17 protein-coding genes are annotated in these 24,772 nt (G+C 33.7%); 8 read left to right on the top strand and 9 right to left on the bottom strand.

What is annotated here, in order from left to right; translation table 11 throughout:
* Positions 1-108: 108 nt before the first annotated feature.
* From hemL to QE431_RS03860, 4 genes are all read right to left on the bottom strand, one after another.
* Positions 109-1,395, bottom strand: coding sequence for a glutamate-1-semialdehyde 2,1-aminomutase (gene hemL / locus QE431_RS03875; protein WP_307292751.1), 1,287 nt, complete (start codon positions 1,393-1,395; stop codon positions 109-111).
* A 135-nt stretch (positions 1,396-1,530) separates the two neighbouring features.
* Positions 1,531-2,430 carry a glucosaminidase domain-containing protein gene (locus QE431_RS03870; protein WP_057117081.1) on the bottom strand — a complete coding sequence of 300 codons (900 nt, stop codon included), beginning with the start codon at positions 2,428-2,430 and terminating at the stop codon, positions 1,531-1,533.
* Entirely contained in the window at positions 2,423-3,331 is a 909-nt protein-coding gene (locus QE431_RS03865) for a 1-aminocyclopropane-1-carboxylate deaminase/D-cysteine desulfhydrase (protein ID WP_307292749.1), read from the bottom strand. The genes QE431_RS03870 and QE431_RS03865 overlap by 8 nt, the downstream gene beginning before the upstream one ends.
* Complete coding sequence (locus tag QE431_RS03860) at positions 3,328-3,663, bottom strand: hypothetical protein (protein WP_307292748.1); 336 nt, start codon at positions 3,661-3,663, stop codon at positions 3,328-3,330. The genes QE431_RS03865 and QE431_RS03860 overlap by 4 nt, the downstream gene beginning before the upstream one ends.
* Positions 3,664-3,776: 113 nt before the next feature.
* On the opposite strand from QE431_RS03860, the gene QE431_RS03855 reads away from it, so the two are divergent.
* The 5 genes from QE431_RS03855 (at position 3,777) to ilvA (ending at position 9,766) form a co-directional block, all read left to right on the top strand.
* Positions 3,777-3,953 (top strand): DUF5522 domain-containing protein, encoded by a 177-nt coding sequence (locus QE431_RS03855; protein ID WP_307292746.1) that lies wholly within the window; start codon positions 3,777-3,779, stop codon positions 3,951-3,953.
* A gap of 149 nt (positions 3,954-4,102) precedes the next feature.
* Positions 4,103-5,077: a D-glycerate dehydrogenase gene (locus QE431_RS03850; RefSeq protein WP_307292745.1), complete on the top strand. Its 975-nt coding sequence runs from the start codon at positions 4,103-4,105 to the stop codon at positions 5,075-5,077.
* A 423-nt stretch (positions 5,078-5,500) separates the two neighbouring features.
* Positions 5,501-7,477, top strand: coding sequence for a urocanate hydratase (locus QE431_RS03845; protein ID WP_307292744.1), 1,977 nt, complete (start codon positions 5,501-5,503; stop codon positions 7,475-7,477).
* A 153-nt stretch (positions 7,478-7,630) separates the two neighbouring features.
* Positions 7,631-8,170 carry a DUF4136 domain-containing protein gene (locus QE431_RS03840; protein ID WP_307292743.1) on the top strand — a complete coding sequence of 180 codons (540 nt, stop codon included), beginning with the start codon at positions 7,631-7,633 and terminating at the stop codon, positions 8,168-8,170.
* Between the two features lie 351 nt (positions 8,171-8,521).
* Positions 8,522-9,766, top strand: a complete 1,245-nt coding sequence (gene ilvA / locus QE431_RS03835) for a threonine ammonia-lyase IlvA (RefSeq protein WP_057117657.1) — start codon at positions 8,522-8,524, stop codon at positions 9,764-9,766.
* Between the two features lie 78 nt (positions 9,767-9,844).
* Here ilvA and QE431_RS03830 read toward each other — a convergent pair whose 3' ends face one another.
* Positions 9,845-12,007 carry an RICIN domain-containing protein gene (locus QE431_RS03830; RefSeq protein WP_307292741.1) on the bottom strand — a complete coding sequence of 721 codons (2,163 nt, stop codon included), beginning with the start codon at positions 12,005-12,007 and terminating at the stop codon, positions 9,845-9,847.
* Between the two features lie 374 nt (positions 12,008-12,381).
* Here QE431_RS03830 and QE431_RS03825 point away from each other — a divergent pair, with 374 nt between their 5' ends.
* The 3 genes from QE431_RS03825 (at position 12,382) to QE431_RS03815 (ending at position 15,232) form a co-directional block, all read left to right on the top strand.
* Entirely contained in the window at positions 12,382-12,792 is a 411-nt protein-coding gene (locus QE431_RS03825) for a group III truncated hemoglobin (protein WP_307292740.1), read from the top strand.
* Between the two features lie 80 nt (positions 12,793-12,872).
* Entirely contained in the window at positions 12,873-13,319 is a 447-nt protein-coding gene (locus QE431_RS03820; RefSeq protein WP_307292739.1) for a hypothetical protein, read from the top strand.
* A gap of 137 nt (positions 13,320-13,456) precedes the next feature.
* The gene (locus tag QE431_RS03815; protein WP_307292738.1) at positions 13,457-15,232 is read left to right on the top strand and encodes an aromatic amino acid hydroxylase; all 1,776 of its coding nucleotides are present in this window, start codon (positions 13,457-13,459) and stop codon (positions 15,230-15,232) included.
* A 194-nt stretch (positions 15,233-15,426) separates the two neighbouring features.
* On the opposite strand, the gene QE431_RS03810 is transcribed toward QE431_RS03815, so the two are convergent.
* The 4 genes from QE431_RS03810 to QE431_RS03795 all read right to left on the bottom strand — a co-directional run bounded on the left by QE431_RS03810 (position 15,427) and on the right by QE431_RS03795 (position 24,768).
* Positions 15,427-16,056 carry a DUF4230 domain-containing protein gene (locus QE431_RS03810; protein ID WP_307292736.1) on the bottom strand — a complete coding sequence of 210 codons (630 nt, stop codon included), beginning with the start codon at positions 16,054-16,056 and terminating at the stop codon, positions 15,427-15,429.
* A 177-nt stretch (positions 16,057-16,233) separates the two neighbouring features.
* Complete coding sequence (locus tag QE431_RS03805) at positions 16,234-18,552, bottom strand: BamA/TamA family outer membrane protein (RefSeq protein WP_307292734.1); 2,319 nt, start codon at positions 18,550-18,552, stop codon at positions 16,234-16,236.
* Positions 18,536-23,644: a translocation/assembly module TamB gene (locus QE431_RS03800; protein ID WP_307292732.1), complete on the bottom strand. Its 5,109-nt coding sequence runs from the start codon at positions 23,642-23,644 to the stop codon at positions 18,536-18,538. Before QE431_RS03800 ends, QE431_RS03805 begins: the two co-directional genes overlap by 17 nt.
* Before the next feature lie 164 nt (positions 23,645-23,808).
* A complete protein-coding gene (locus QE431_RS03795; RefSeq protein ID WP_307292730.1) occupies positions 23,809-24,768 on the bottom strand; it encodes a GSCFA domain-containing protein in 960 nt (319 codons plus the stop codon).
* Positions 24,769-24,772: the final 4 nt, after the last annotated feature.

Genomic DNA, 24,772 nt, shown 5'->3' with positions numbered 1-24,772 from the left:
ACAACAAATCACATATACATTAACTTTTTATTAACTAATAAAATTCTAGCATAAAAAAAGGCTCCACTTTTAGTAAAGCGAGCCTTAAATATTATTTTTTTCTATAAATTAGAATGTTTTCGAAACTTTATTAATTGCATTTATTGTAAAATCTAAATCTTCATAAGTCAGAGCATCTGTAATAAACCAAGTTTCATAAGCAGATGGTGCAATGTAAACACCTTCTTGCAATAATCCATGGAAGAATTTCTTAAAGGTTTCGTTATCCCCTTTTGCAGCCGTTTGAAAATCTGTAACTGGATTGGCATCAAAATGAACAGAAATCATAGAACCAACTCTATTTATTGTAAACACAATGTTATTTGCTTTTAAAACCCTGTCAATTCCTGCTTCTAGGTAAGCTGTTTTTTCTTCTAAACGAGTAAAAATTTCGCGGTCATTATCCAATGCTTTCAACATTGCCAGTCCAGCCGCCATTGCTAATGGATTTCCAGATAATGTTCCTGCTTGATAAACTGGTCCAAGAGGCGCTAAATGGTTCATGATTTCTTCGCGCGCAGCAAAAGCCCCTACTGGAAGTCCTCCTCCTATTACTTTTCCGAAAGTCACAATATCAGCATCTACACCATACAATTCTTGAACTCCACCACGAGCCAAACGGAAACCTGTCATAACCTCATCAAAAATCAAAAGAATTCCATTTGCTGAACATAATTCTCTTAAGCCTTCTAAGAATCCTTTTGCTGGCGGAATACATCCCATATTTCCAGCAACTGCTTCAATAATAATCGCTGCGATTTCTCCTTTATTAGCTTCAACTAAAGTTTTTACATTTTCTAAATCATTGTATTTTGCTAACAAAGTATCTTTTGCAGTTCCTTCTGTAACTCCTGGACTATTTGGAGATCCAAAAGTTACAGCACCGCTTCCTGCCTGAATCAAAAATGAATCAGAATGTCCATGGTAACAGCCTGCAAATTTTACTATTTTATCTCTTTTTGTAAATCCGCGAGCCAGACGGATCGCACTCATACAAGCTTCTGTTCCTGAATTTACAAATCTAATTTTATCAATATTCGGAACCATAGAAACGGCAAGAGCTGCGATTTCTGTTTCCAATTCTGTCGGCATTCCAAATGAAGTTCCTAGTTTTGCTTTTTCGATCACGGCATCAACAACCGGCTGATAAGCATGACCCAAAACCATTGGTCCCCAAGAGTTAATATAATCAATTAATTTATTTCCGTCTTCATCATATAAATAAGCACCTTTAGCACTTTTTACAAAAATTGGAGTTCCGCCAACAGCTTTAAACGCTCTTACTGGTGAATTTACTCCTCCTGGAATTACTTTTTCTGCTTCAGCAAAAAGCTGACTACTTCTTTTATATAACATTCTTATTTTAGATTTTAGAGTTCAGATTTTAGATTTTTTAGATTAAAAACTGAAAAACTTATTTTTGGATTTTATATTAACTGAAAACTGAAAACTGTGACTGTGACTGAACACTGTGACTGAGACTGAAAACTTTTACTTCACCTTCAATCTCTGCCCAATTGAAATCGCATTATCAGTCAGGTTATTTTTTCTCTTCAAATCATCAACCAATAAATTGAATTTCTTTGAAATGGAATACAAAGTATCACCTTTTTGAACTTCATATGAATTTGGATCATACGTATTCATATTGATCTTTGGATCAGATGCGACATCATAAGATGTTTTTTTTGCTGGAGCAGAAGTATTGATTGGCACGTAGTTTCTACCTGTAACTTGACAATCGTATTGATGAAGATTGTAACGTTCAATATAACTAATTAACTTATCTGGATATTTTGGATCTGTTGCATAACCTGCCGCTCTCAAACCTTTTGCCCAAGATTTGTAATCGTCTTTTTCGTAAGTAAATAAGGTAGCATATCGTTTTTTTCCAACCAAAAATAAAGCGTGATCCCTGTAAGATTCTGAAGCTTGAGGATATTTTCTAAAACATTCCTGAGCCGAATCATCGTCGTGGCGAACACTTTCTCCTAACCAATCATTATGACATTTAATCCCGAAATGATTATTCGCTTCAAGCGCTAGATCTCCTCTTCCCGCACCCGATTCTAAAATTCCCTGTGCTAAAATAATACTGGCTGGAATTCCATAAGTTTTCATGTTTCCCATCGCAATCTCTTTGTACTGCAAAACGTAATTATTAATCAAATCGCTGGTTACAACTGTTTTTGAAGTAGATTGAATAACCTCAGTTGTATTATTTGTAGAAGGATAATTTTTACCAATTGGTTTAACGGGAGTAGTTCTTTTTGCCGCTGCTGTCCTCGTTTGAACTGCTGCAGCCTTTTTAGTCGTCGCGATGGCAGGCTTACTAGAAGAGCAGCTTGCTAAAGCTAATATTACGAGAAGTAATACAATTTTTTTAATCATTGGTTTTGAGTATTGGTAATTTTTTCTGCTTCAACTTTATATTCATTCCATCAATTCCCTGTAATCCACCAGTGTGAATGAGTAAAATTTTTGAATGTGCAGGAAAATAATTTTTGCTGATTAAATCTATAACGCCAAAAACCATCTTTCCTGTATAAATTGGATCTAAAGGCACTTTATTTTCTTCAAAAAAAGCATTTATAAATTCGATTAATTCCAAATTTACTTTGCCATAACCTCCAAAATGATAGTCAGAAATTAAATTCCAGTTATCTTTTTTTGCAAAAATACGAATTTCATCGGTTAAAAAGTCACCTTTTAACGCTGGAAACCCTAAAATTTTCTGATTTGGCAATGCACTATTAATTAATCCAGAAATCGTGCCGCCAGTTCCAACCGCACAGCAGACATAATTAAAAACCGCATCTTCATTGGTCAAAATCTCTTCACAGCCTTTTACAGCCAGTTCGTTTGTGCCCCCTTCTGGAACTAAATAAAAGTCTCCAAATTTATCTTTTAGGTTTTCAATAAATGAAATTTCGCTTTTTAAACGGTAATCTTCACGGGAAACAAATTCAAATTCCATTCCGTTATCCTGAGCGAATTTTAAAGTTGGATTTTCTTCAATTTTATCCAAAAGTTCATCGCCTCTAATAATCCCAATCGTTTTAAAACCCTGCTCCTTTCCCCCATACGCCACTGCTGCAATATGATTGGAAAATGCACCGCCAAAAGTCAATAATGTTTTTTTATTTTCGGCTTTCGCCTGAAGTAAATTGTATTTTAATTTTCGAAATTTATTCCCCGAAACAAAAGGATGAATCAAATCTTCACGCTTTATCGTTAAAGAAATGTCATTTGGAAAATTGATCGAAATAGGCTGGTTGATAACTGGATTCATTTTAATGTAATATAATGTAGAAACTGAAAAAAAGATCGCTGTTTCAAATAATCCAACTCGGTTTCTTTTGCGTAAGCTTCTCTTTCAAAACTAATATTACGATACGCCAAAGCTGCATTTTTATATTGAATAAGGCGAATTAAATATTCAAAAAGATACCAAATAAAAAACAGAATAATCAGAAGTTCTAACTGCTGTTTCAAATGAATTTTTTCGTGGTTTACAAAAACTGCGTTCGATTTATCAAAATCATATTTTATTAAAATAAACGGAAATACAGCCATTCCGCGATATCCTTTCGGAATTAAATATTTGGCAACAATCAGAAACATTGGCTGTAAAATTTATAAATTTGTAGATATAAAATTATTAGATTTCATTAAAATCATAATCAAATAATTATTTTTGATTTTTAAGAGATGAAAATACGACCGAAAGCAGTTTTATGAAAGAGCAAAGTAATGAAAATAAATTAATCGAAGGCGAAGATTTTTACTATACACCTGAAGGTTATAAATGCTTTACTGAAAAATACCATTTAAAAAGAGGTTATTGCTGCAAAAGCGGCTGTCGTCATTGCCCATATGGTTATGATAAAAAGACAGGCACGATTAGGAAATAATCTAATTAGAAAATGTGCCAATTTGATAATTAGATAATTATTGAAAGTGAATTTAAATTAAACTAACCTCATTAAAGATAGATATGATTTTCAACTTCAAAAAAATCTAAGAAGTCTAACAATCTAACATCTAAAAATCTAAACAAAAAATGAATGTTTTTATAACTAAAAATATACCTGAAGCCGGCATTGCATTATTAAAGGAAAAAGGCATCAACCTAACTATAAATCCAACAGAGCATGTATTATCAAGGGAGGAATTTATAAAAATATGTCAGGAAAATGATGCTCTTCTAAATGTAGGCTCTAGTAATTTAGATGAAGATTTTTTTGAGCAGTGCCCAAATTTAAAAGGTATTGCTTTGTTTTCTGTCGGATTTGATTCTGTTAATATAGAATCGGCAAATAAGAGAAAAATTCCTGTTGGAAATACGCCTGATGTTTTGAGCAGAGCAACATCTGACACCGCTTTTTTATTGATGCAGAGTGCAGCCAGAAAGTCGTTTTACCATCACAAAAGAATTATAAACGGCGAATGGGGAACTTTTGATGCAATGGCCAATTTAGGACAGGAACTTTATGGAAAGACGTTGGGAATATTTGGTTTAGGAAGAATTGGTTTTGAAATGGCGCAAAAGTGTAAAGCTGCTTTCGGAATGAACATTATTTACCACAATCGTTCTCATAATGAAAATGCCGAAAAAGAACTTGATGCGGAATTTGTAGATTTTGAAACTTTACTTTCACAAAGTGATGTTTTAAGCGTTCATGCTAATTATACTTCAGAAAACAACGAACTTTTTAATAAAGATGCTTTTGCTAAAATGAAACCTAATTCGATTTTCATTAATACAGCAAGAGGAAAATTTCATAATGAAGACGACTTGTATCATGCCTTAACCAATAATATAATTTGGGGAGCAGGACTTGACGTTACGAATCCAGAACCTATGAAACAAGACAATCCGTTATTAGAGCTGCCAAATTGCTGTGTTTTACCGCATATTGGTTCTGCAACCTACGAAGCTAGAAATGGTATGGCAATTTGCGCTGCACATAATATAATAGCGCTTTTTGAAAATAAAAAAATGCCGTTTTGTGTTAATGAGGAAGTTTATATTTAAAAGTTCCAAATTTTTAAATTCCAAATTCCAATCTAAAATCTAAAATCAACAATCTAAAATTATAAAATGGATATTCGTTCAAGAAAATTTAGGATTAAAATCCACAAATCTTATCATAGGTCGGATATCCGTTATCCGTAGTTTTTTTTAAATTGGAAAATGTGTCAATTTGAAAATTAGATAATTATTGTTTTATCGAATTTTCATGGGCAAACATTTCGCTCCGATGGAGCTTTTGTACCGATCCGTTTTTATTCTATATAACTATTTCGCCTTTCCAAGGCTTAAAAAAATAACTCCGTAGGAGTGAAATATTTATAGAACATAATTATCGATTTTAATTTCAGCCCCAGCGGGGCGACACAACTAAAGGTAAAAAACCTTAGCAACTCAGAATATTAGCCACTTAGCACCTTAAAAAAAATGACTTTCAAAGAACAAATACAACAAGGAATTCCAAATATATTACCTCCAAAAAAAGAATACGATTCAACGATTAACCACGCGCCAAAACGAAAAGAAATTCTTTCGGCAGAAGAAAAAAAACTGGCTTTAAAAAATGCGTTGCGTTATTTTGATCCAAAACATCACGCCGAATTAATCCCTGAATTTTCAGAAGAATTAGAAAAATACGGACGTATTTATATGTATCGCCTGCGACCAGATTACAGAATGTACGCAAGACCAATTGACGAATATCCTGGAAAATCATTGCAGGCAAAAGCTATTATGCACATGATTCAGAACAACTTGGATTATGCTGTCGCACAACATCCTCATGAATTGATTACGTATGGCGGAAACGGTGCCGTTTTTCAAAACTGGGCACAATATTTATTGACGATGCAGTATTTGTCTGAAATGACAGATGAACAGACTTTAACGATGTATTCCGGACATCCGATGGGATTATTTCCTTCGCATAAAGAAGCACCAAGAGTAGTGGTAACAAACGGAATGGTAATCCCAAATTATTCCAAACCTGACGATTGGGAAAAAATGAATGCTTTGGGCGTTTCGCAATACGGACAAATGACTGCAGGAAGTTATATGTACATTGGCCCGCAGGGAATTGTGCACGGAACGACAATTACGGTTTTGAATGGTTTTAGAAAAATAAAATTAAATCCGGAAGGAAATCTTTTTGTGACATCTGGACTTGGCGGAATGTCGGGTGCACAGCCAAAAGCTGGAAATATTGCCGGATGTATTACGGTTTGCGCCGAAGTAAATCCAAAAATTACTAAAATTCGTCACGAACAAGGATGGATCAATGAAGTTGTAACTTCTACAGATGAATTGGTTGCAAGAGTTAATTCGGCGAAAGCCAATAAAGAAGTAGTTTCGATTGCTTATTTAGGAAATGTGGTTGATGTATGGGAACGCTTTGATCAGGAAAATATCAAAATTGATTTAGGTTCAGATCAAACTTCTTTACATAATCCTTGGGCTGGAGGTTACTATCCAGCTGGGATTTCTTTTGAAGAAGCCAATAAAATGATGGCCGAGAATCCCGAATTATTTAAAGAAAAAGTACAAGAATCTTTGCGCAGACAGGCAAAAGCGATTAACAAGCATACTGCAAAAGGAACTTATTTTTTCGATTACGGGAATGCCTTTTTATTAGAAGCTTCGCGCGCTGGTGCAGATGTTCTGGCAGAAAATAATATTGATTTTAAATATCCTAGTTACGTTCAGGATATTATGGGGCCAATGTGTTTTGATTACGGATTTGGTCCTTTCCGCTGGGTTTGTACCTCTGGAAGACCCGAAGATTTATTAAAAACAGATGCAATTGCTTGCGAAGTTTTAGAAAAAATGGCTGAAACTGCTCCAAATGAAATTCAGCAGCAAATGCAGGATAACATCAAATGGATTAAAGGTGCACAGGAAAACAAACTGGTTGTAGGCTCTCAAGCCCGAATTTTATACGCTGACGCAGAAGGAAGAGTTAAAATTGCAGAAGCTTTTAACCAAGCGATTGCTAAAGGCGAAATTGGAGCTGTGGTTTTAGGACGCGATCATCATGACGTTTCTGGAACTGACTCACCTTATAGAGAAACATCTAATATTTATGACGGATCACGTTTTACAGCCGATATGGCTATTCAAAACGTAATTGGCGACAGTTTTAGAGGAGCAACCTGGGTATCAATTCATAATGGCGGCGGAGTTGGCTGGGGAGAGGTTATAAACGGTGGCTTTGGTATGGTTCTTGATGGTTCTAAAGAGGCTTCAAAGCGTTTAGCATCAATGCTTTTCTGGGATGTTAACAATGGAATTTCCAGACGAAGCTGGGCTCGAAATGAAGGTGCTGTTTTTGCCATAAAAAGAGCAATGGAAATTGAGCCTTTATTAAAAGTAACTTTACCTAATATGGTAGATGAAAGTCTGCTTTAGTTAAAGATATTAAAAAAAGATTTTATCATAAAACATAGTGTCATCCTGAGTGAAGTCGAAGGCTGAAACCGAATGAAATCAGTCTGACAGAAAAAATAAAGTTGTTTTTTAGGATAAACTAATTACAAACAAGAACATTAAATTTCTAATAATATGAAAACACTTAAGTTAATTCCATTTTTCCTGCTGTTGATACTTTCTTCCTGCAGCAGTGTTACTGTTTATTCTGATTACGACAAAACTGTCGATTTTGCGCCTTATAAAACATACGCTTACTTTAAGCCCGGAATTGACAAGGTCGAGATATCAGATTTAGATAAAAGAAGAATTCTTCGTGCTATCGATGATCAAATGCAGGCTAAAGGTTTTACTAAAAGCGATAATCCTGATTTACTTGTAAATATATTTACAAAATCAAGAGAACAAGTAGATGTAAATCAATTTAGTGCTGGCTGGGGTTATGGCTGGGGATGGGGATGGAATCCGTGGATGATGTATGGCGGTAACCAAACTACTGTTTCTACTTCTACCGAAGGAACTTTGTACATTGATTTAATTGATGCTAAAAAGAAAGAAATGATCTGGCAAGGTGAAGGTGTTGGAACTCTAACTCGAGACATCGATAAAAAAGATGAAAGAATTGCCGAGTTTGTTGGTAAAATTTTAGCACAATATCCTCCAGTTAAGAAATAGTATTCAGTTTCAGGTTACAGTGGAAATTTTCAGTTTATTTCATAAAACTTAAAATATTTCATGAGTACTTCGCAAAATAATTAATACATTTGCTATTCAAATAACAAAAAAATGACAAACTTTAGTAACATTATTATCGCTATTATTATCATTATTACAATTCAGCAGTAATGGCGAGGTGCTATATAAGTTTGTAAAATTATAATTTATAGAAACCTCCCAATTGGGAGGTTTTTTATTTTAAAAAGATTTTAAATAGCCAAGAATTGCACCAATTAGCACGAATTATTTTTTCTAAGAGAATAAAATTAGTGTCAATTCATGGAATTCGTGGCGAAAAAACAAAACATAATGAGTTTATTTAACGAAGTACTTAATGCAAAAAAGCAGCTCGAAGATGTAGTTGCTGCAACTCCTTTGACACAAAATTTGAATCTTTCAGATGAATTTAAAGCTACCGTTTTATTAAAAAGAGAAGATTTACAAATCGTTCGGTCGTATAAAATTAGAGGTGCTTACAATAAGATTTCTTCGTTAAACGAAAAAGAAAAAGCAAACGGAATTGTTTGCGCCAGTGCAGGAAATCATGCGCAGGGCGTTGCTTATTCTTGTAATCTTCTCCAAATAAACGGCAAAATTTATATGCCAAAAACCACGCCGAAACAAAAAGTAAAGCAAGTACAATTGTTCGGAAAATCTTTTGTTGAAATTGTTCTTACAGGGGATACTTTTGATGATGCCTACGCATCTGCAACTGCTGATGCGATCAAAAACCACAAAACATTTATCCATCCTTTTGACGATGAAAAAGTAATTGCCGGACAAGGAACTGTTGGTTTAGAAATCTTAGAAAGTTTTAAAGAACCTATTGATTACGTATTTGTGCCAATTGGCGGCGGTGGACTGGCTTCTGGTTTATCTGAAGTTTTTAGACACTTAAGTCCGAATACAAAAATAATCGGCGTTGAACCAAAAGGAGCGCCTTCGATGAAAACTTCGATTGAAGAAAATAAAAATACGCCGCTAAAAACGATCGATAAATTTGTAGATGGTGCCGCAGTAAAACAAGTTGGCGATAAAACTTTTGAAATCTGCCGCTACAACCTAGAAGATATTATTCTTGTTCCCGAAGGAAAAGTGTGCACCACTATTTTAAGATTGTATAATGAAGAGGCAATGGTTGTAGAACCTGCGGGTGCACTAACTATTGCGGCTTTAGACTTTTATAAAGATAAAATTAAAGACAAAAATGTAGTCTGCATCGTAAGCGGCAGTAATAACGACATAGAAAGAACTGCCGAAATAAAAGAACGTTCTTTACTTTACGAAGGTTTAATGCATTATTTTATGATTCAGTTTCCACAGCGTCCTGGGGCTTTAAAAGAATTTGTCAATAATATTTTAGGTCCAGATGATGACATCACGTATTTCCAGTTTGCTAAGAAAAACAGCCGCGAAGTGGGTTCTGTTGTTGTGGGTTTAGAGTTGAAAAACAAAAATGATATCATGCCAATTAAACTCAAAATGACTGAAAATGGTTTCGAATTTCAATATTTAAATGACAACCAAGATTTGTTCACACAATTAATTGGATAAAAATAAAAAGGCTGTCACATAAAATGACAGCCTTTCCAAATCAAATATAAAATTACTAATTGAATTCTAAACTTGTAATTACTCTTTTAGTATTTTTTTAGAATAAGAGCCTTCACCATCCGTAACTCGCACTACATAAACTCCTTTTGGCAATCTCGAAATTTCTATTTCTGGTTGATTTCCTTTGACAAAGTTTATAGTTTTCTTTAAAACAGGCTGTCCCGTTATATTAAATATTTGTACATCGGCACTGCCTTGATGATTAGTATCAATTTTTAAATAATTGCTGGCTTCATCAACAAAAACTGTCATATCATTTGAGCTCTCATTTTCAGCCACTACTGTTTCTACTGCCAAAGCACTTTTAGCTGCAGAAGACTCAACTTGCACGAATTGCCATTGTTGATTCAAACCTCCAGTATAACTCCAAACTTGAATATTGGCTCCATTTGCTGTAGATACATTTTCAACATCTAGAGATTTTCCGCTGTTTACATTTATGATTTTGTAGTAACCGCCTCCTAAACTTGTCACAGTCCATTTGAATTCATTTGAAGACGAAAAAGTTTTTTGCTGCACCTTTAATCCATCTGCGGTACCGTTATTTTCCACAGCCAAGTACATTCCAGTTGATTTTACAATAATGTAATAATTCCCGCTTCCGTCAGAAACAAATTTCCAGCGCTGATTATTGCCGCCTCCGTTTGTTATATCATATTGCTGAATCCTTCCTCCGCTTGTAGTTGAATTATCAGCAACATCTAAACCTTTATTACTATTTCTTGAAATAATATTATAGTAACCAGGAAAACTAGTAACAGGAGGTGTTCCTGCTCCCCATGTAAAAGTTACTGCAGATGAAGCAGGAACTGCATAATTAAATGCCGATGATCCTGATACTACTTTTATTGTGTTTGATGATCCGCCTGAGTTATATACTACAAGTGCAATGGAACCATCAGGATTTTTAAATCCAACTGATGAAATACTGCCGCTTGTACTTGACGAACTAATTCTTACGGCTCCTGGTTTTACATATTTTGAAATTTGGCCAATAATATAAAACGCAACATTTTTAGTGTAGGTCGTGCTATTATTAACCGTAATCGCTCCTAAACAAGTGTTACATCCGCCTGGAGTTCGCGGTCCTAAACTTGAATTATTTGCTGCATTCCATTCCAAAACTGTTTTCGACCAGTTATTTGTACTGCCTATTACAACATTTTGCATATGCCAGCCAAAATCACCGCTAAAACTTCCGCCTGAGCCTGTATATTGTTCTGTAAAATATACGTTTTTATTTGTGGCATTTCGTACTGTTGACATTGCCGATATATTTCCTAAATACAAATGAAAAGCTGCTCCATCTACATAGCTGCTATTATTCAAAACATCAGTAGGATATGCGGTGTTATCGCAGTTATGATCAAAAGCAATAATTTTGACATTTCCGTAACCTGCCGCAACCATTTGAGTTCCAAGTTGTTGATTAATAAAATTCTTTTGTTCTGTCGAATTCATCAGCATACTTGGCTCATTATTTGGATTTTCTGGCTCGTTTTGTGGAGTAATTCCCCAAATCGGAATTCCCTGCGCCTGCATTGCCGCAATGTATTTCACAAAATATCTCGCATAAGCCGCATAATATTGTGTTTGTAAACTTCCTCCAACCCAAGAACCATTAGTTTTCATCCAGCGTGGTGCAGACCAAGGTGTAGCTAGTATTTTTATATTTGGATTGATCTGCTGGATTTTTTTGATAATTGGAATTAAATATGTTAAATCAGGTCCGTTTAAGCTAAAATTGTTCATATTTGTATCGCCAGAAGTTTCGTTGTAACTGTAAGATGAACTGCTTAAGTCAGAAGCTCCGATACTGATACGAACTACACTTGCATTTAATCCTGTTGTGGGATTATATAAATCATTTAGCAATTGGTTTTGCTGTGTTGCTGCCATACCGCTGATCACTTCACAACTGCCTTCGGTTAGGGTGTAACCAAATCCATCAATGGTTTGATAAGTTGTTCCCGGATTGACTGTGACTGTGGAAGGATTAGATCCTGAGTTGGTTCCAAAGCTGACAGCAGATTGCTGCTGTAATAATTTGGTTTGATCTCCTGTTGTCATCCAAGGAGTTACAGTTTGTGCATTTAAGCTGTAAATAAATAATAGCATACTACTAAGAAGCAGTTTTCGCATTTTATTTACTCGCGCAGATGTTTGAGTAGTTTTGTGCATTTTTTGTGGTTTTGGTTTTTGATAATTAGTTTTTCTTATTAATTTCCTTTTATTTTACTAAAACATCACAATATTATGAGTATTTTTACAATATTATCATTTTTAAAACTTTACAAATACACATCAAATTTAAAAATCAGATATAACAAAAACTCATCTCCTTGTTCTATAATTAACTAAGAATCATTAATTTAAAAAACAAAAAATCATAAAAAACTTACTTATACAAAGCTAAATAACTTATCAAAAAACAAAATAGTTATACAATTACCTTACAAAACGTGTTTATTGCGTATTTACAGGGATTAATGACAAATATCAGTATAGAAAAAAAGTTAAATTGTATTTTTACAATCTACTTTAAATACAATAAAATGGCAGATTTAAAAGATATTTCGACAATAGAAGACATTAAACAAATGGTCGACAGCTTTTATGGAAATGTTAGAAAAGATGACCTTATTGGTCCTATTTTTAATGATAAGCTGCAAGATCGCTGGAAACCGCATTTGCAAAAAATGTATAATTTCTGGCAGACTATTTTATTTGATGTCCGCGCTTATTCTGGAACTCCATTTCCACCACACAAACAACTGCCTGTTGATAAAACTCATTTTGACCGCTGGATTCAGATTTTCAATTCTACCATTGACTCACAATTTGCGGGTGTAATTACTGAAGAAGCTAAAATGCGTGCCGCAAATATGGCATTTATGTTCAGTCATAAAATTGAATATTTCAGAAATGCCGAAAACGAGTTACGAAATTCCAGTAAAAAATCTTAAAAACTAATTGGTCAATAAAAAACAGATTCCTTAATTCGATATATTTGAATGAATTAATCTCAAATCTATATTTCTTATTTATGAAAAAAGTAATCTTGTTTTTTATAATTTGTTTTTCTTTTATAAATCATTCAAACGCACAATCTCAAGCTCCAGTTTCTAATTTATACAAAGGAACAATTGACGGAAAAACTCCTATAACTCTTTACATCAAAACAGAAGAAAATCCTTGTACTGCCGATTTAATGTTTACTTCAATGTATCGTTACAATAAATCAAATAATTGGATTCAGCTTGATATTACTCAAAACAGAAAAAAAGAAAACGAATTTGTTTTAGTCGAACATAGTTTCAGCGGTGTATTAATTTTAAAGAAAACCGGCAATACTTTTACTGGTTTATGGATTAGCCCTGATGCTCAAAAACAGCTTAAGGTTGATTTAAAAGAGGCTTCAATGACTAAAAAGGAAATTGAAAACTTTGAAAAAACAATGGAAAAAGTCAATTATGAGAATAATGACTGCTAAAATTTTAACTATTACTCATTTCTCAAAATCTATAAAAACGCAATAAAAATCACTTTAGAATAAAAATATTGTGGTAAACAGCAAAAATTAGCGGTCTAAATTCGTAATTTTACATTCTAATCTACAACGTTTGCGAAATGAACCCAAATATTGAAACCAATCCGTTATTAGAGCGATTGCCTAAACATCTACAGCAATTTATTAAGCCTCAAGATTATAGCGACTACACTCCTATTAATCAAGCGGTTTGGCGATATGTTATGCGTAAAAATGTAGATTATCTTTCTAAAGTTGCGCATCATTCGTATTTGGAAGGTTTACGCAAAACTGGAATTGAGATCGATTCTATTCCGAGTATGTACGGAATGAACCGTATTTTAAGCGAAATTGGCTGGGCTGCAGTTGCGGTTGACGGATTTATTCCGCCAAATGCTTTTATGGAATTTCAAGCTTATAATGTTTTGGTTATTGCTTCGGATATCAGACAATTAGAACATATTGAATATACTCCCGCACCAGACATCATTCACGAAGGTGCCGGCCACGCTCCTATTATTGCCAATCCAGAATATGCGGAATATTTAAGACGTTTTGGCGAAATTGGGTGCAAAGCCATTTCTTCTCACAAAGATTATCAAATGTACGAAGCGATTCGCCTGCTTTCGATTTTAAAGGAAGCCGAAGACACTCCGCAAGAAAAAATTGATGAAGCCGAAAAAGCAGTTGCCGATTTACAAAACAATATGGGCGAATTGTCTGAAATGGCGCAAATTAGAAACCTGCATTGGTGGACAGTTGAATATGGCTTAATCGGGACGGTTGAAGATCCTAAAATATATGGTGCCGGATTACTTTCTTCTATTGGTGAAAGTGCTTGGTGTATGACTGATAACGTGAAGAAAATTCCGTATGATATTTCAGCGGCGAATCAGAATTTTGATATTACGCAGTTACAGCCACAACTTTATGTAACGCCTACATTTTCTTATTTGAGTCTGATTTTAGAAGAATTTGCGAATAAAATGGCTTTGCGAACTGGAGGTCTTTCGGGAATTCAGAAATTGATTCAATCCAATGCTTTAGGAACAATTGAATTGAGTACAGGTTTACAAATTTCAGGAGTTTTTACCAATGTAATTGAAGATGAAGGAAAACCTGTTTACATTCAAACAACTGGAAAAACAGCATTGGCTTACCGCGAAAAAGAATTAGTCGGCAACGGAACTTTGACACATCCGCATGGATTTGGAAGCCCGATTGGAAAACTGAAAGGTTTTAATCTGGCTATTGAAGACATGAGTCCGAAAGATTTGCAGGCTTACAGCATTGTAGAAAACGAGACTGTAAAACTGGAATTTGAAGGTAATATCATTGTTGAAGGTGAAATCATTACGGGTTCTAGAAATTTGCATGGAGAAATTATCCTGATCAGTTTTAGAAATTGTACAGTTACGCATGGAGAAATGATTTTGTTTCAGCCTGATTGGGGAAATTACGATATGGCGATTGGTAAAAAAGTTATATCTGCATTTTCTGGCCCTGCTGATGTAAATAGTTTTGATTTGATCAATATTGTTCCGACAAGTAAAACTATAAAAGCAAAACATACTGATGAACGTGATGAATTAGAAATTCTATACGCAACAGTTCGTAACATTCGAAATAATAAAGACTCTAAAACCGAATTAAAGTCTGTTTTTGAAAAATTAAAAAATAATCATTCTAACGATTGGTTGTTATCAATTGAAATAGCAGAGCTTCTAAAAGATTCAGACGAAAAGCAGCTTTTACAAGAAGTATTGGTTTGCTTGGATCAATTGAAGGTAAAACGTCCTGAAATTGCACATTTAATTTCTGGCGGATTGGATTTGATTTTTGATAGCTCTTTGCCTAATTTGCCACAAAGACACTAAGGCGAGAAAGTTTTTATTATTTGAGTTTTTTAAGCTTATTTGTCATTTAGACGGAGGAGCAATTACACTCGGGATTCGACAAAGATTGACGATTAGAATTGCGAAATTTCTAGTGTGATTGCTCCTCCGTCAAAACGACAAGATTGCAAAAAAACCTTTGAACCTTTGCTACTCTGAACCTTTGTACCTTTCCTCTATAACTTCAAATCTTGATTCAGCTCAGTCTCAGATTCGATAACTTTCCCGTTGTATTGTAATTTCCAGCCCATTGAATTTGTCATAATTAAGATTTTTGACAATTCACTTATTAATCTATTTTGGGCATTTGTTTTTAGAGTAGATTTCTCAATTTTTTTAGCCAGATTGGCTTTTACTGATTTATTGATTTTATTGTAGTCATCTCCCGTAAACGGATTCAGTTTACTTTGTTCAACATCATAAAACTGAATATCTGGATTTATTGTAATTTCTTCTTTTGGGATATTTAATATGGTTATCGTTTTGTTTTTTTCATCGATATCGTATTTCATTTGATGTAAATCGTAAGCAACAGTAACATTAGCATTTACTACAATTAGTGCTTTCTTTTCAAAAGAAACCAAATCCATTAAATATTTCTGCTGATTCTTATAAGTAACTACCTCAGAGAAATGACCTTCGGTTACGACCAATTTTCCAACATTAAGAATTTGCTGCTGAATTAAATTAGTATTATACTGAATATCAGAATCGTCTTCTTTTTTAAACTGGCAATATTTAAAAGCCAGAACAATTAATAAAACGATGACACCAACACCTATAATTCTTTTGATTAAGTTTTGCATTCTAATAAAATATTTAGACCAATTTACTTCTTTTTTTACTATTCTTTGCCACGAATTGCACTAATTACACTAATTTTTTAAAATGTCAAATTTGACGTTCTTAATTTTTAATTTGTGAAATCGATAAAAAACATACAGCTAAGATTAGTGAAAATTCATGAAATTAGACACAAAAAATTAGAACGGATATCCGATAGCAATATTCAAAATCAGGTTGTCTTTTCTCCAAGAGCTATCTCCAAAATCAATCTTATCAATCACCCAGCGCTGCCCATCTGGAAGCGCAGGATTACGAAGCGGAATTGCTAAATCTGTTCTTAAAATCAAAAATGACAAATCAAAACGCAAACCTACTCCGGCACCAACTGCAAGTTCTTTCATAAAATCTTTTGAAATTTCAGCTCCTGGTTTATTTGGATCGGCATTTAAAAGCCAAATATTTCCAGCATCTAAGAACACTGCTCCTCGAACAATACTAAACAATTTAGCTCGATATTCTGTATTAAATTCCAGCTTCAAATCTGCTGATTGATCTGGTGTATAATTATTATTTGTTGTCGGCGGAATCACATAACTCCCCGGCCCTAACGTTCTGGCTCTAAAGGCCCTAATACTATTCGTTCCTCCTACGACAAACTGCTTTGAAGTTGGAAGTGTATTTGAGTTTCCATAAGCAAATCCGGCACCGAGAATTAATCGGCTTGCTAATTCGCTTTCTTTTCCGAGTTTTAAATAATGCCTGAAATCTGTTTTGATTTTTACATATTGGCTAAACGGAACATCAAATATAGTCTTTACATTATCTTTCTTATAATTGGCACCTGTAACCAATCCTGTAATATTTCCCGCTAAATCCAATTCCCCATTAAAATAGATGGTATTTTTTCGGCGTTTCTGCATGGTATTCGTATAGGTATAATTGTAAGTCGGACCAAAAATCAACTGTTTTTCAATTACTTTTCCAAGCGCAGGATCTTCTTTTATATCTGCCAAATATTCTGGTGTAACATGATTTGGACTCACATACGTAACATCAATAACATTTAATTGATGTTCTTTACGAATATTTTCTTTCCATAAATAACCAAATGAAGTGTTGAAAGAATTCAAGGCATACAACTGTGTTCTTTTTTGATATTCGTAACGCAAAGTTGCTTTAGTTCTTGGCACAAATTCGCTGTTTCCTTGTATATTAAATGGCGTTATAAATCGTGGCCAAGTCAAACTAACTTCCCCTCCGAGTTTATAAATATTTTTTCCTCTATTCACTCCCCCAAGCTGGAAATCAGCTCCTCCAAAGACTGAAGCTGTAAATAATTCTGCTCCTCTAAAAAAGTTTCGATTGTTCCAATTTAAATTTAATTCTGTCCCCGTGTAACTTGCTGAATTGGTTTTACCTATAACTTCAACACGAATAAACTTTTTAGGAAGCAAGGTTAAATAATAGTAGGAATTTAAAGCATTTGGAATCGAATCAGACGGTTTAAATTCGTTTTTCACAAAACTGAATGTTCCCAGATTTACAAATCGGTTTAAAGTTAAATTATGATCTTTTCTATTGTATAAATCTCCTTTTTTAAAGTAAATCGTTCGATCATAAACTCTTGGTTTAAAAGTTTCTGCAGTGTCTATTATTGTAAAATCTTTGTATTGTGTGATATTTCTTTTTCGATAAACGGCACTATCATTTGTAAGTGAGTAATTTGGATAAACAAATATTTTATCAATCTTGTAAGAAGTCAGCGCTTTTACTGGCGTATCATCTTTAATTACAAGTCTAATTTTCACTTCATGATTTCCTTTAGTACTGTCTACTTTTGCCAAAATATAATCTGGATTAAAATAAAAATATCCATTTTCTTTTAATCTCGCATCAATACGTTCTCTCTCAGCTTTAATGACATCCAAATCGTAAGGTTTTCCAACTTTAAGAAGACTTCTACGGTGGCTCTTGGCTATAATCTTTGATATTCTTAAAGAGTCATCAGGGAAAGTAACACTTTTTATAATGTATTGCTGTTTCGGAGTAACGGTGTATTCTGCAGTGACTCTTTTATTTCGAACAGTCGAATCGGCGCTTACACGGCTTTTAAAATAACCTCTGTTTTCCGTAAAATTTCGCAAAACCGATGCGTTATAATCCAGGTCAACTTTACTGAATAAAACTGGTGCTTCACCCACTTTATTACGCAGCCAATATCTGGTTCCTTTTTGTTTTTTAGGTTCGCCTGCCAAATTATAAATCCATAATTTAGGACGTAAACCGAAAATCTGTTTATTAGGTTTTGGACGCAATAAATCTTTCAATTCAGTCTCCAGCGCCTTACGGTCTTTCTTTTTCATCAGCGAATCTTTTACGGTAACCGAACCACCGACATAAAGCAAATCGCCTTCTGGAAGATATTTGGTATTACTGCATCCTACAATAAAAAACAAGGAAAACAGTGCCATACACTTGATATAAAATTGTCTTATATGTTTATGTTTTCTGCTCATTTCCTTCAATTTGTTTTTCTTCCTGATTTTGTATTTCTGGTTTTTCTTTTGCTTCTTTTTCTTTCTGTTTTTGTTTTTCTTTTCGAATTTTTTCTTCGCGAATCATTTCTTTTTCCTGCTCACTGCGATGAAACAACTCTCTAAACTTGTTGTAACTCATTGTAATCACAAATGCAACTCCTGTTTCAACAACCTGACCTTCAACAGCAACTTGATATTGGTTTTTTCTATAGGCACGAACCATATATCTTCCGTCTTTTGTTAATTGATAATCTAAAGCAACATCGCCGGCAATATTCGTACTTTCTTCGTTGGCACGTTCTTGGCCTTCAACACCAAAACTGCTTCCAACGGTTACTTTCAATCGGTCATCCAACAATCTTTTTGAAACTTCAACATTCAGGTCGGTTCTATTCTGCATAGTTCCAGTCGTATAATCTTCCGTAGATTCTAAGTCAAAATTTACTTCAAATCCCGTGATCAGTTCGCCTGCAAGATTGTTTAACTGCTGCGAAAGTATTTTACTTACACTTTGTCTGGCAAAAGATTCAGCACTTGCGCCGCCGCTTTCGCTCGAAAACGGATTTTCTCCAACAAATCTATTTAATAATAAAAGTGCAAAAACCTGCTTATTTAATTCTGCTGGATCTTGTTCCAGTTGTTTTAATCTTGTCTGCGTAAGTTCAACCACATCTGAAGCAACATTATAATTTCCTTCAGGAAGTGTAATTCCAAAAGAGATTTCTGGTTTCATCAGTTCACCGTTCATTTTCAATAAAGTCTGAAAAGGAAGTTTTTGTTTGTATGTATTTTGCACCGTTTGAGGTTCGCTTTTTAACTGATTCCCTAATAAATCAATCGGCGCTGCATCTACTTTATAAATGGCGGTTATATTTAAGTTGGCTAATGTCGGTTCGCCATTCCATGTGATGTAACTTCCTTTCTGAATATCAAATTTTCTTCTGATGCCGTTGAAATTCATTTCGTAAGCTCCATCAGAAAACTCATATTTACCAGTCAGAGTTGTTTTACCCGATTGATCGATTCCGCCGACTAATTCTGCTTCACCCTTTAATTTTAGATAATCACCATTTCCTTTATCAATCAGCAAAGTCAATTCTGCTTCTTTATCAATCGTAATGGCAACGTTTACATCCATTCCTTTTAGTTCCGATTGATCGAGTTTATTCTGCATGTCAACAGTTTGTTTCAGATACATATTATCTTCATCAACAAACTCTACAATTCCTTCTCGATCTGCAATTGAAGGATCTGACTGCGGCAATACAACCGTAAATTTGGTTTCTTTATTTATCTTGATTGTTCCATCGACAACTGGACTATCTAAATTTCCTTTGATATTCAATTTGGTATCCAAAAACAAATCGCCGTAGAATAAATCATTATCTGCTGCTTTAGAGTTTATGGCTCTAAAATCATTTGCTTCTACCAAAAGATTGAAATTATACTTCACAAAATCAGCCGATTGAATTGTTCCGTTAACATACAATTCGTTGTCATTTTCATCAAAAAGAGAGAACTTATCAAATGAAATCGTTTCATTATTAAACGTGATTTTTTCTTGTCCAATTTTAAAGTACGAGTTCAATTGTGTAACTCTAAAAGCGGCATCATTAAAATTCAATTCGCCATTAATTTTGGGAGCCGAAGTATTTCCTGTCAATTTAAAATTCCCAGAAAGAAAACCTTTTCCTTCTGTTATATTTCCCATGCTAAAACCTTGAACGCTTTTGATATTCAATTTATTAATTGCAACATCAAAGTCAAAATTCCCTGCATCCAGTTTATAATCTCCAGTTAATTTTACATCATTTCCTTCGTCGCTTAAAGCAACATTCGCAGCAAGCGTATTAGCGGTTTTATTATCTACTTTTATTTCTAAATCACCTACTTTTTCAGCTTTAAAAGTAAAATCATCAATTTTCAGATCTGATGTAAAAGTCGGATTGGTCATAACGTTTTCGACCAAAGCATTTCCGTTTATTAGACCCTGCATCAACAACTCATCTTTTTTAACCATGTTCATAATGGTTTCAATTTTGAAGTTTACAAAATCAACTTGAAGCGGTGCATTATTCTGAGTTCCCTGCGACTGAATTTTTAATTCATTACCAGAGTTATCTATATAGAATTTGTTGATATAAAGTCTTTTATCTCCAAACTCAATCGAATTTTCGGGATCGACATTCCATTTATCATAATTTAAAACGAAGTTTTCTGCATCAATTTTAAAGATGTTTTTAGAATTTTCATGGTTAAGATTTCCAGCAATATAATATTGCTGTTTGTCTTTAACATCTTTCACTTCCAGCGCATACGTCAAAATGTTGTTTTCTACTTTTCCAGACAAACTAGTAAACGGAATTTTAAGAGAACCGCTTTCGATTGTGGCAACAGAAACCAAATATTCTAAAGCATTTTCTTTTGCTTCAATATTGATTCTCCCGTCTGAAATAGTATTATCGGCATACACGATTCTCGGAATAGTTCCTTTTATGGCTAAAGAATCTGTTTGGTTATTATAATTTCCATTTATGGTAAAAGGCTCTAATCCAGTTAATTTTGGTAATAATTTAAAAAGAACAGGATCATTGTCTACTTTTAATTTGAACGCCAATCGCTGTTCGTCAGATTCCGCATTGACTTTAGGATTTTGAAGGTCAATGTATTTAGACAATGATTTTTGAATTGAATTTGATAAAGTGGTCAACTTATATTTTCCTACTACTTCGGCTTTTAAAAATTGTGACGAAATTTTAATCGAATTACTGTCTTTATCTGCAAAAGCAAGAACGCGGATCGAATCTAAAACAATTGGTTCGGCATCCTTTAAGATCTGAATGTTCGAAAGAAAAACTTTTCCGTTTAAGAAATCAGGGTTGCTGTTTGCGATATCCGCATCGACATTTCCGCGAAGCTTCATTGGCCCGGCATGCAGATTCAGTTTTTCTAGATCGGCTATATCTAGATTTAGTTTTAATTTTATGCTTGGATATTTGTCTTTTGTATCACCTGAAGCTGTTAAATCAAAATTCAGATTTGGATCTTTCATTCCAGATTTTACGGCGAAAGAACCATTTTCGATATTTCCTTTTAGAGCTAAATCTTTGTATGTGTAGCGATTAAAAACAGCTTTTTGCACCAGACCATCAATTGCCGCATTTGCCGTTTTTGGGTCTAAACCATTTCCTTTTACTTTCGCTTTAAGCGTAATTTTTCCGATCGAATCGTTTTTAATTAATCGGCCTACATTAAAATCCAATAAATAAACGGTTGCATCGTATTTTTCTCTTTTTTTAAGACGCTGATCAAATAAAGCATCAACTTTGGCATTTCCGAAACTGCTTTTTAAGGCCAGATTAGTTTTAAAGTTTTGAACCGATCCTTTAAATTTTCCCTGTAGATTTAGTTGAGAAGGCAATTGAATGTTTTTTGGAATTGTCCCAGCTGGCACAAACATATTAATGTCTTTTGCAGTGCTCGAAATGTTTTTAATATTCAAGTCGTAATAAGCTTTTTGCGCATCCGGCAGTCCGGCGATTTTCCCCGAAAGGGAAACTTTTGTAGAACCTATTCCTCTCATTTCGAATTTCGAAATATTCAGATCTTTTACTTTTCCATTTACTCGGCTGTCCACATACAAAATTGCATTTGGATTACTCTTAAACGGATTTGTTTTTTGTAAATCTGGAACAAACAATAAAATGTCTTTGAAACCAATTTTTGATTGTTTCAAATTAGCATCAACAGACAAATTTCCTAAATCTTTTTGAATAGATTCCAGCGATTTGTATGCTGCTTTAATTTTATCCTGCACAAGGGTTTGCGGCGTTTTCAAATACAAATTATTCAAATACGCATTTTTTGGTCCGTAGAAGAAATCCGTTTTTAAAGCCTGGATTTGTAAACCGCTTTTTTCGTTTACGGTAAGTGTGTTTATGTTTCCAGAAATTGTATCGTTTGCATAATATAATTTCTCTGCTTTAAAATTGAATTTACTCAAATCTAAATGACTGTAATCTAAACCTTTTGTTTTGGGTTTTGACTGCATATCATCAAATTTAAACGCTATATTTTCTAGATTGGCATCATTCAGCTTAACTTTCCAGCCTGCTTGTTTGATAGAAGTTGAATCTAAATCTGGCGCTTGAATTTGTTTGTCTTTTGCGACTAATCTTAAATTTCCGCTTAGGTTTTTTACTTCAAAAGTGTCAAAATCTAAAAGCTGCTTATTGAGGTCAATTTCGTTTACAGCCAAATTTAAATTCCCTAAACGAATCCCCGAATTTAATTTTGAATCTTTATTGTCGTATAAAATATCAATTTTAGCTAAAGTGATTTTATCTAGTGCAAGTTTGAAATCTGGTCGTTTTGAAATGGTATCTACAGTCTTAACCGAAACTTCAGCAATTCTTTCCACAACATCTTGATCTAAAACTACTTTTAAGCCATTTAAATTGATATTCGGAATATTAAAATCCATTTTATCAAGGTCAAATTTCTTGAATTTGGTATCAAAATGGGTCAGATTTACATGAATATCATTTTTAGAAAAATCATCTTTAAAATTGAATTTTACTTGATCGAGATTTACTTTTACTACAGAAATTTTGAAAGGTTTGGCATCTGGATCTTCAACTTTTGGTTCTTTAGATTCAAACGCTTTTATAATATAATCGAAATTAAAAACTCCATCTTTATTTCTTGAAATATTAGCTTTTACATTTTCAAGTGAAACTGAATTGATTTCAAGTTCGCTGCTTACGAGTTTAAAAAGATCAACATCAACCTCTAATCGTTTACCAGCCAGTAGCGTATCTTTTTTCTGGTCTTCAAAATAAAAACCTTCCAGCACTACATCTTTTGGAAATTTAATGGAAATATGATCTAAGGAAACCTTGGTTTTAATCTTATTATGAAGATAAGTAATCGCTTTATCCTTAACGAAATTCTGAATCGACGGAACTTGAATTAATATGATAAGAAGAAGTAAAAGTGCCACTATAGAAACCACGCACCATAACAGTACACGAAGTGTTTTTTTTAAATAATGAATGGGTTTCTTATTCATACGTCAATAAAATACATGATTAAATTGCTTCTGAAAAAAGCATAATTAGACATTTTACAAAAATGTAAAATTTAAACTTTAACAATTTACACAATTATCAGGAATTATTCTAAAATTTTACTGTTAAATAACCATTCATTGCATAGTATGAAAGGCTAGTTGATTTAAAATTTTATATGTGGAAGTTTATCTCCTAATGCATTTATTTTCTGCTGTAATTTTGCAAGGAATTTTTGATGCTGTTCAGATTCTGGATTGAAGCTTCTGTGGCGCAGGCTTTTCTGAATTTCGTCTACTTCCTGCATCAGCGCAAAACTCTCTTGTGAAATATAATTTTCGCTGAAAAGTTTCCAGATATAATCTATCGCAATTTGATTGGGATGAAGCATATCTTCTGAATAAAAACGATAGTCGCGAAGTTCATCCATCATTATTTCGTAAGACGGGAAATAATGATGAATTGTCAATTGTGAATTGTCAATTTTTAAAGCGTTGTGAAGCGCTGTAAATAAATGTGATTTACTTAACTGGTTTTCTACGAAACCGTCTTTTGTATGACGAACTGGAGAAATCGTAAAAATGAAATTTATCTCTGGATTTACAGTATGAATTAACTCAATTGTACTTTGAATACTTTTTTGAATTACATCAACAGATAATAGTTCTTTTGAAAATTGCTTTTGAGGAACTTTATGACAATTGGCAGCTACTTCTTCACTTTCTACATTTCTGTAAATCCAAGAAGTTCCAAAAGTTATAATAATGTGCGTCGCTTCTTTTAGCTGTTTGTACGTTTCTGTAACCGCTTTATTTAGGCTTTCAAGAAGTTCTTGTCTATCAGCATTACTTAAATCAGAATGAACATCAAAACTATGCCAGCGTTCGTTATGAAAGAAAACATCTTTTTCTCCGAAAAGTTCCTGATGGCAAACTCTTTTAAATAGTTTCTCAATTGAAACAGGATTAAATATAATTCCAAAAGGATTTGTTTCATTTTGAAATTTGAAGTAATCGAATTTCTCCGCCATATTTTCTGCAAAACAAGAACCAATAGAAAGTAATTTCGAATTATAATCGATAGGAGAATTACTTTTTAAAATTGGAATTTGGGTTCTGAATTGCATGGAA

It is taken from the genome of Flavobacterium sp. SORGH_AS_0622 (assembly GCF_030818825.1).
GTDB lineage: Bacteria > Bacteroidota > Bacteroidia > Flavobacteriales > Flavobacteriaceae > Flavobacterium.
The sequence above is the reverse complement of the archived record's forward strand: the minus strand, read 5'-3'. Positions and strand labels throughout refer to the sequence as shown.

Coding starts and splice junctions, on each gene's coding strand:
- hemL (WP_307292751.1), bottom strand. CDS start 1,395: ATGTTATATAAAAGAAGTAGTCAGCTTTTTGCTGAAGCAGAAAAAGTA.
- QE431_RS03870 (WP_057117081.1), bottom strand. CDS start 2,430: ATGATTAAAAAAATTGTATTACTTCTCGTAATATTAGCTTTAGCAAGC.
- QE431_RS03865 (WP_307292749.1), bottom strand. CDS start 3,331: ATGAATCCAGTTATCAACCAGCCTATTTCGATCAATTTTCCAAATGAC.
- QE431_RS03860 (WP_307292748.1), bottom strand. CDS start 3,663: ATGTTTCTGATTGTTGCCAAATATTTAATTCCGAAAGGATATCGCGGA.
- QE431_RS03855 (WP_307292746.1), top strand. CDS start 3,777: ATGAAAGAGCAAAGTAATGAAAATAAATTAATCGAAGGCGAAGATTTT.
- QE431_RS03850 (WP_307292745.1), top strand. CDS start 4,103: ATGAATGTTTTTATAACTAAAAATATACCTGAAGCCGGCATTGCATTA.
- QE431_RS03845 (WP_307292744.1), top strand. CDS start 5,501: ATGACTTTCAAAGAACAAATACAACAAGGAATTCCAAATATATTACCT.
- QE431_RS03840 (WP_307292743.1), top strand. CDS start 7,631: ATGAAAACACTTAAGTTAATTCCATTTTTCCTGCTGTTGATACTTTCT.
- ilvA (WP_057117657.1), top strand. CDS start 8,522: ATGAGTTTATTTAACGAAGTACTTAATGCAAAAAAGCAGCTCGAAGAT.
- QE431_RS03830 (WP_307292741.1), bottom strand. CDS start 12,007: ATGCACAAAACTACTCAAACATCTGCGCGAGTAAATAAAATGCGAAAA.
- QE431_RS03825 (WP_307292740.1), top strand. CDS start 12,382: ATGGCAGATTTAAAAGATATTTCGACAATAGAAGACATTAAACAAATG.
- QE431_RS03820 (WP_307292739.1), top strand. CDS start 12,873: ATGAAAAAAGTAATCTTGTTTTTTATAATTTGTTTTTCTTTTATAAAT.
- QE431_RS03815 (WP_307292738.1), top strand. CDS start 13,457: ATGAACCCAAATATTGAAACCAATCCGTTATTAGAGCGATTGCCTAAA.
- QE431_RS03810 (WP_307292736.1), bottom strand. CDS start 16,056: ATGCAAAACTTAATCAAAAGAATTATAGGTGTTGGTGTCATCGTTTTA.
- QE431_RS03805 (WP_307292734.1), bottom strand. CDS start 18,552: ATGAGCAGAAAACATAAACATATAAGACAATTTTATATCAAGTGTATG.
- QE431_RS03800 (WP_307292732.1), bottom strand. CDS start 23,644: ATGAATAAGAAACCCATTCATTATTTAAAAAAAACACTTCGTGTACTG.
- QE431_RS03795 (WP_307292730.1), bottom strand. CDS start 24,768: ATGCAATTCAGAACCCAAATTCCAATTTTAAAAAGTAATTCTCCTATC.